Origin of the sequence: Sphingomonas sp., from assembly GCF_048594985.1 — a bacterium.
In the GTDB taxonomy this organism is placed as follows: domain Bacteria; phylum Pseudomonadota; class Alphaproteobacteria; order Sphingomonadales; family Sphingomonadaceae; genus Sphingomonas_I.
Genome location: NZ_JBMDXG010000104.1, coordinates 1 through 5,598 on the forward strand (window position 1 = coordinate 1; position 5,598 = coordinate 5,598).

Below are 5,598 nucleotides of genomic sequence, written 5' to 3' on the forward strand. Positions count from 1 at the left end.
CCGCGCGCAGATCGCCGATCGCCTCATAGAGGCCGCGGAAGGACAGGCCCTCCGCATTGACCGCCGCGAGCGTGAAGCGGTCCGCCGCGACCCCCTTGGCGAACACCATCCGGGGCTGCGTGGTCGCGACGCCGCGCGCCACTTCGAAGCGGCGGGCGTTCGCGATCACCCAGCCGCCCTCGCCCTGCACGGCGCGCGGGGCGGTGGTGATCGCCACCAGCTTGCCGTCGGCGCGGTCGAACACCGATACGGTGTGGAGCACGGTCGTCGCCCCCCGCCCCGTCACGCTGGCCGCGTGGATCAGGTCCTCGCCCGAGCGTACCCAGACATTGGGGATGCCGTTGCGGTTGATCGGGATCGGGCCATATTCGACCGCCTGCCACGCGGACAGAGCCGCCGTCGCCCGCGCCACGACATGGTCGTTGAACCAGAAGGACAGCCCCGCCACCGCCAGGCTCGCCAGCACCAGCGGCGCCAGGATCTGGTGCGCGGAGATGCCCGCCGCCTTCATCGAGATGATCTCGCTATTCTGGTTGAGCGTGACGAGCGTGATGAGCGCGCCGAGCAGGACCGAGAAGGGCAGGAATTGCTGGATCAGCTGCGGCACGCGCAGCGACACGTAATGCCACAATTGCGCGTCGCCATTGCCGGGATGGGCCAGGATGTCGCCCGATTCGCCCAGCAGGTCGAGCGCCATCAGCACCACGATCAGCGCCGCGAGCACGCCGGCCGAGCGGACCACGAACAGCCGCGCCATGTACCAGCTGATCGTGCGCGAGGCGAAGAATGCGGTGTTGACCTTCACGCTGCCGCCCTCTTGCCGCGAACGCCCATCCAGCGGCGCACGAGCGCGCCGGCCTTCGCCGCCTGGCGTTCCAGCGCGCCGATCGGCTGCCCCCCGGGCACGTAGGCCAGCGTCCGGTACATCCACCAGATCAGCGCGGCGAACAGCAGGAACGGCACCCACAGGGCGATGATCGGGTCGATCTGTCCCCGCCCGCCCAGCGCGGCGGCATATTCGTTCACCTTGTGGTAGGTCACGATCATCACGATCGACAGGAACACGCCCAGCGCGGACGAGGCGCGCTTGGGCGGCACCGCCAGCGCCACCGCCAGCATCGGCAGCAGCAGCATCGGCGCCACCTCGACCATCCGGAAATGATATTCGGCGCGGCTTTTCAGGCGCGCGGCGCGATCATTGCCGTCGCTGTGCCCGAAGCGGACGAGCTCGGGGATGGTGCGCTCGCCGTCGCGCCCGCCGCGCTGGCGGAAGGCGCCCTCCTTGGGCAGGTCGATCGGCAGATCGTGGCTCTCGAAGGTCAGGACGCGCGGCACCGGAAACTCGGGCGCGTCATGGACCAGCGTACCCCGCGACAGGCGGAAGATGATCGTGTTGGGATCGTCGGTCGCCAGGAACCGGCCACGTTCGGCCGTGACCGCCAGCTTCTTGCCCTCGCCCGATTCGGCCATGACGAAGATGCCGGTCAGCTCGCGCCCGCCATCCTTGCTCCGCTCGACCCGCAGCGTCATCTGCTTGCCCAGCCGGGTGAACTCGCCCACCTTGATCGACGCGCCCAGCGCGCCCGAGCGCAGCTCGAACCGCAGCCCTTCATAGGCGTAGCGCGAATAAGGCTGGAGGAAGCCGACGATGGCGAGGTTCACCAGCGCCAGCGCGATCGCGAACAGGAATGGCACGCGCAGCAGCCGCCAGTAACCGATCCCGCACGCGAGCAGCACGTCGAGCTCGGACGAGGTCGCCAGCCGGCGGAAGGCGAGCAGGATGCCCAGCATCAGCCCGATCGGGATGCCCAGCGACAGATATTCGGGGATGAGGTTGCCCAGCATCCGCCACACGACGGTGACGGGGCCGCCCTCCTCGGCCACGAACTCGAACAGGCGCAGCATCTTGTCGAGCAGCAGCAGCATCGCCGCGATCACCAGCGTGGCGATCAGCGGCACGGCGATGAGGCGGGCGATGTAGCGGTCCAGCAGGGTCAGACGCAGGCCGGATTTCAAATTACTGTCGCTCCGTCACCATGTTCTGGCCGCATTCGCGGACCATCTGCCGAAGGGCATGGGGGCGATGAACGCCCGGCGCCCCGTTGCCGGGCCTATAGCTTCCGGGAGTTTGGAGGTCATGCCGAAATTATTCCGCCCGGCGATCGCGCTGCTGATGTCGACGGTTCCGGCCGGCGCGGAGGTGCTGGGGCCGCACGCCGCCGATTGCCGGCGCGGCGCCGCGCGCGATGCGATGCTGGTGCGCGTCGAAGGGCTGAAGTCGCGCACCGGGCTGGTCCGCGTGCAATCCTATGGCGGCGACCCCAGGACCTATTTCGAAAAGGGCGCCTATCTCGAACGGGTCGAGGTCGCGGTGCCGCGTTCCGGCGCGGTCGAGGTATGCATGCCCGTGCCGCGCGCCGGGGCCTATGCCGTATCGGTCCGGCATGATGCCGCCGGCAATCACAAGACCGACCGCAGCAATGACGGCGGCGGCTTTTCGGGTAATCCGAATGTGTCGCTGCTGGACGTGGTTTTCAAACGCAAGCCGTCGCCCGCGCAGGTGCAGGTCCGCGTCTCGGGCGTGACGCCGGTGCCGGTCCGTCTCAACTACCTGCAGGGCACGTCGGTCGGGCCGGTCGAAAGCTGAAACAAGGACATCAATGGTTCGGGTCGCCCTTCTCTCCAATCCCCGTTCGACCGGCAACCGGTCGCTGCTGCCGCGCGTGCGCAGCTTCTGCGCGGGCCACCCGGAGATCTTCCATTACGAGGTGGAGTCGATCGAGCAGATCGACGCCGCGCTCCGCACCATCGCCCGCGTGCGGCCGCGCGTGCTGGTCATCAACGGCGGTGACGGGACGGTCCAGTCGACGCTGACCGCGCTCTATCATGGCGACCAGTTCGACGGCGCGCCGCCGCCGGTGGCGGTGCTGCCCAACGGCAAGACCAACCTGATCGCGCTCGATCTCGGCGCCACGGGCGATCCGATCGACGCGCTCGAACGCGTGCTGGAACTGGCCAAGAGCGGGCCGCTCGACGACCATATCGTCACGCGCGAGCTGATCGCGCTGACGCAGGAGAAGGACGGCGTCGCCGACGGGCTGAAGCCGGTGCTCGGCATGTTCCTGGGCGGCGCGGGGCTGACCGACGTGTTGCTTTACTGCCGGCACAAAATCTATCCGCTCGGCCTACCCAACTGGCTCAGCCACTTCCTCACCCTGCTCGCCCTGCTGGCGACGATGGTGCTGGGCATCCGCGCGGCCTTCCTGCCGCAGCGGCCCGCACCCGTGAACGTCTCTTTGATTCGCCAGGGCGAGATCCAGGGACGGTTCGCGGTGCTGATCGTCACGACGCTGCGCAAGCTGCTGATCGGCTCGCGCCTCGCGGCGGGACAGCCGCACAGCGGCGCGCTCCAACTCATGGCGGTCGAACAAAACCCGATGGCGTTGCTCCGCGCGATCGTCGCCGGCCTGTTCGGCAAGCTCGGCGGTTCCATCCTCGCCGGGGTCCATCTGGGCAGGGGCGACGAGATCCACATTGCGGGCGACCGGTCGAGCGTGATCCTCGACGGCGAGATCTTCTCGCCCGGGCGCGGCGGGGCGATCGTCCTGCGCCAGACCGATCCGCTGCCCTTCCTCCGCCTGGCGGCATGAGGTGAGCCCGCCCGCGCTCGACGCGCTCGTCGCCGAGGAACTCGGCCGTCCGGTCGATCCGCGCGTGGCGGAGATGGCGGCCGCGATCGCCGCGCGCCACCCCACGGCCCGTACGGTACTCTATTACGGATCGACGCTGCGCGAGGCGCGGCTCGACGGGCTGATGCTCGATTTCTACCTGATCGTCGGCGACTATCGCGCGGCGTTCGGCAAGGCGTGGCTGGCGCTCGCCAACCGGCTGCTGCCGCCCAATGTCTTTCCGTTTGAACATAAGGGGTTGGTCGCGAAATATGCGGTCCTGTCCGAGGGTGATTTCGCGCGCCTGACCGGGCCGGATGCGACCAGCGTCTCGGTCTGGGCGCGGTTCGCGCAGCCATCGCGCCTCGCCTGGGTCGCCGACGCGGCGGCGAGCGCAAACGTCGTCGCGACGGTGGCGCGAGCCGCGCCGACCCTCTTCACGCTCACGCTACCGATGATGGCGGATGCGGATCGCGACGTGCTCGCCATCTGGCGGCGGGGATTCGGGCTGACCTACAATGCCGAATTGCGCGCTGAGCGGACGAACCGATCGGGGTCGATCGTCGATGCAGATCCGGATCGCTACCGCCGCTTCGGGGACGCCGCGCTTGCGACGCTCGCCGACGCCGAACGGCCGCGTGCAGCGGACGCGGCCCGGCGGTGGCGCGGGCTCTCCCGCCGGGGAAAGGCGCTCACCCTGCTGCGTCTCGCCAAGGCCAGCGCGACCTACGCCGACGGCATCGACTATCTCGCGTGGAAGATCGCCCGCCATTCGGGCCACCCCGTCGTCATCCGCCCGTGGCAGCGCCGCTGGCCCATCCTCGGCGCCGTCGCGCTGCTGCCCCGCCTGCTCGCCAAAGGCGCGATCCGCTAGCGCACCGGGTTACGGCTCTGGCCGGCGCCCAGGAAGACGGTGAACTCGTTACCGCGCTCCGGGTCGATCGGCAGCCGGCACGACATGTAGCCGTTGGCCGGATCGCGCACATAAGCGAGATAGCCGCTCGCCTCCTCGAACGCATTTTCGCCAAGGATGATCGCGCCGGGCCGCAGCTTCGGCTCCAACAGCTTCAGAATATCCAGATACAGTGTCAGTGCCCCGTCGAGCAGGACCAGATCGACCGCCTCGACATCCTCGCGCAGTGTGTCGCGCGCGTCGCCCTGCCGGATGTCGACCAGCGTGTGCAGCCCGGCCTCCTCCAGATGGCGGCGCGCGCGTGCCACCTTGCGCGGCTCCAGCTCGGTGGTGATCAACCGCCCGCCGCCATTGTCGCGCAGCGCGGCGGCGAGGTGCAGCGTCGACAGGCCCATCGACGTGCCGAACTCGACGATCGTCTCCGCCCTTCGCGTGCGGGCGCACATGTAGAGAAAGCGGCCGTAGCTCGGCGACACGCTGAGGAAGATGTCCGACTGCGCGCTGCAGATGAAGCCCAGGTCGGTCTTCTCGCCCGCAACCGTATCCGCGAGGACTTCGGCCATCGATCGGCGGCCCTCCGCCACCTCCTTGACGAAATATCGGTCCGCTTCCTCGGCCTCGACGAACAGCCGATCGATCACCGGTCTGGCCCGCTCCATGCCTGACATGTCCGTTCCCGCTTCATGGCGTGCCGAAGCACGAGAGGACACCGTCATATATCGCGCGGGGGTTGGCTGCATCGCGCAAACATGACAAGTTATTCGGCAAATCAGCCAAACATCGCATTCCACTTCCAAGGGCAACGGTCTATGCCGATCCTGCAAGCGTTCCCCACCGCGAAGGACGAGATCGACAATCCGGACGACAATCCCCGGCCGGTCGTCACCTACGGCCTGACCGATCACGGGGCAGTGTTCGAGCAGGACCATCATCGCCATCGGAAGGCGCAACTGCTGTTCATCCGGCGCGGCATGATGACGTGCGAGGTCGAAAGCGGGTTCTGGCCGGTGCCGCCGC

General features: G+C 68.4%; 6 protein-coding genes and 1 pseudogene. 4 read left to right on the plus strand and 3 right to left on the minus strand.

Features of this window, described 5'->3' with window-relative positions; all coding sequences use genetic code 11:
- Both ACOJSF_RS03925 and lptF read right to left on the minus strand, forming a co-directional pair.
- Positions 1-805: LptF/LptG family permease (locus ACOJSF_RS03925; protein WP_420140921.1), on the minus strand; the 805-nt coding region annotated here is incomplete at its 3' end.
- On the minus strand, positions 802-2,016 hold the full coding sequence (gene lptF, locus ACOJSF_RS03930) for an LPS export ABC transporter permease LptF (RefSeq protein WP_420140922.1): 1,215 nt from the start codon (positions 2,014-2,016) through the stop codon (positions 802-804). The genes lptF and ACOJSF_RS03925, both read right to left, overlap by 4 nt.
- Positions 2,017-2,137: 121 nt before the next feature.
- Between lptF and ACOJSF_RS03935 the strand changes: the two genes are divergently transcribed.
- The 3 genes from ACOJSF_RS03935 to ACOJSF_RS03945 are packed head-to-tail and all read left to right on the plus strand — an operon-like array spanning position 2,138 to position 4,542.
- Positions 2,138-2,647, plus strand: coding sequence for a DUF2141 domain-containing protein (locus ACOJSF_RS03935; protein ID WP_420140923.1), 510 nt, complete (start codon positions 2,138-2,140; stop codon positions 2,645-2,647).
- Between the two features lie 13 nt (positions 2,648-2,660).
- Positions 2,661-3,650, plus strand: a complete 990-nt coding sequence (locus ACOJSF_RS03940; protein ID WP_420140924.1) for a diacylglycerol/lipid kinase family protein — start codon at positions 2,661-2,663, stop codon at positions 3,648-3,650.
- Between the two features lies 1 nt (position 3,651).
- Positions 3,652-4,542 (plus strand): hypothetical protein, encoded by an 891-nt coding sequence (locus ACOJSF_RS03945; RefSeq protein WP_420140925.1) that lies wholly within the window; start codon positions 3,652-3,654, stop codon positions 4,540-4,542.
- On the opposite strand, the gene ACOJSF_RS03950 is transcribed toward ACOJSF_RS03945, so the two are convergent.
- Positions 4,539-5,240, minus strand: a complete 702-nt coding sequence (locus tag ACOJSF_RS03950) for an O-methyltransferase (protein WP_420140926.1) — start codon at positions 5,238-5,240, stop codon at positions 4,539-4,541. The two genes, ACOJSF_RS03945 and ACOJSF_RS03950, sit on opposite strands and share 4 nt — an antisense overlap.
- Positions 5,241-5,390: 150 nt before the next feature.
- Here ACOJSF_RS03950 and ACOJSF_RS03955 point away from each other — a divergent pair.
- Positions 5,391-5,598, plus strand: a pseudogene (locus ACOJSF_RS03955) (hypothetical protein); the annotation flags it as partial.

Excerpts from the sequence above, each read along its gene's own strand:
- ACOJSF_RS03935 (WP_420140923.1), top strand. The coding sequence starts at position 2,138 with ATGCCGAAATTATTCCGCCCGGCGATCGCGCTGCTGATGTCGACGGTT.
- ACOJSF_RS03940 (WP_420140924.1), top strand. The coding sequence starts at position 2,661 with ATGGTTCGGGTCGCCCTTCTCTCCAATCCCCGTTCGACCGGCAACCGG.
- ACOJSF_RS03950 (WP_420140926.1), bottom strand. The coding sequence starts at position 5,240 with ATGGAGCGGGCCAGACCGGTGATCGATCGGCTGTTCGTCGAGGCCGAG.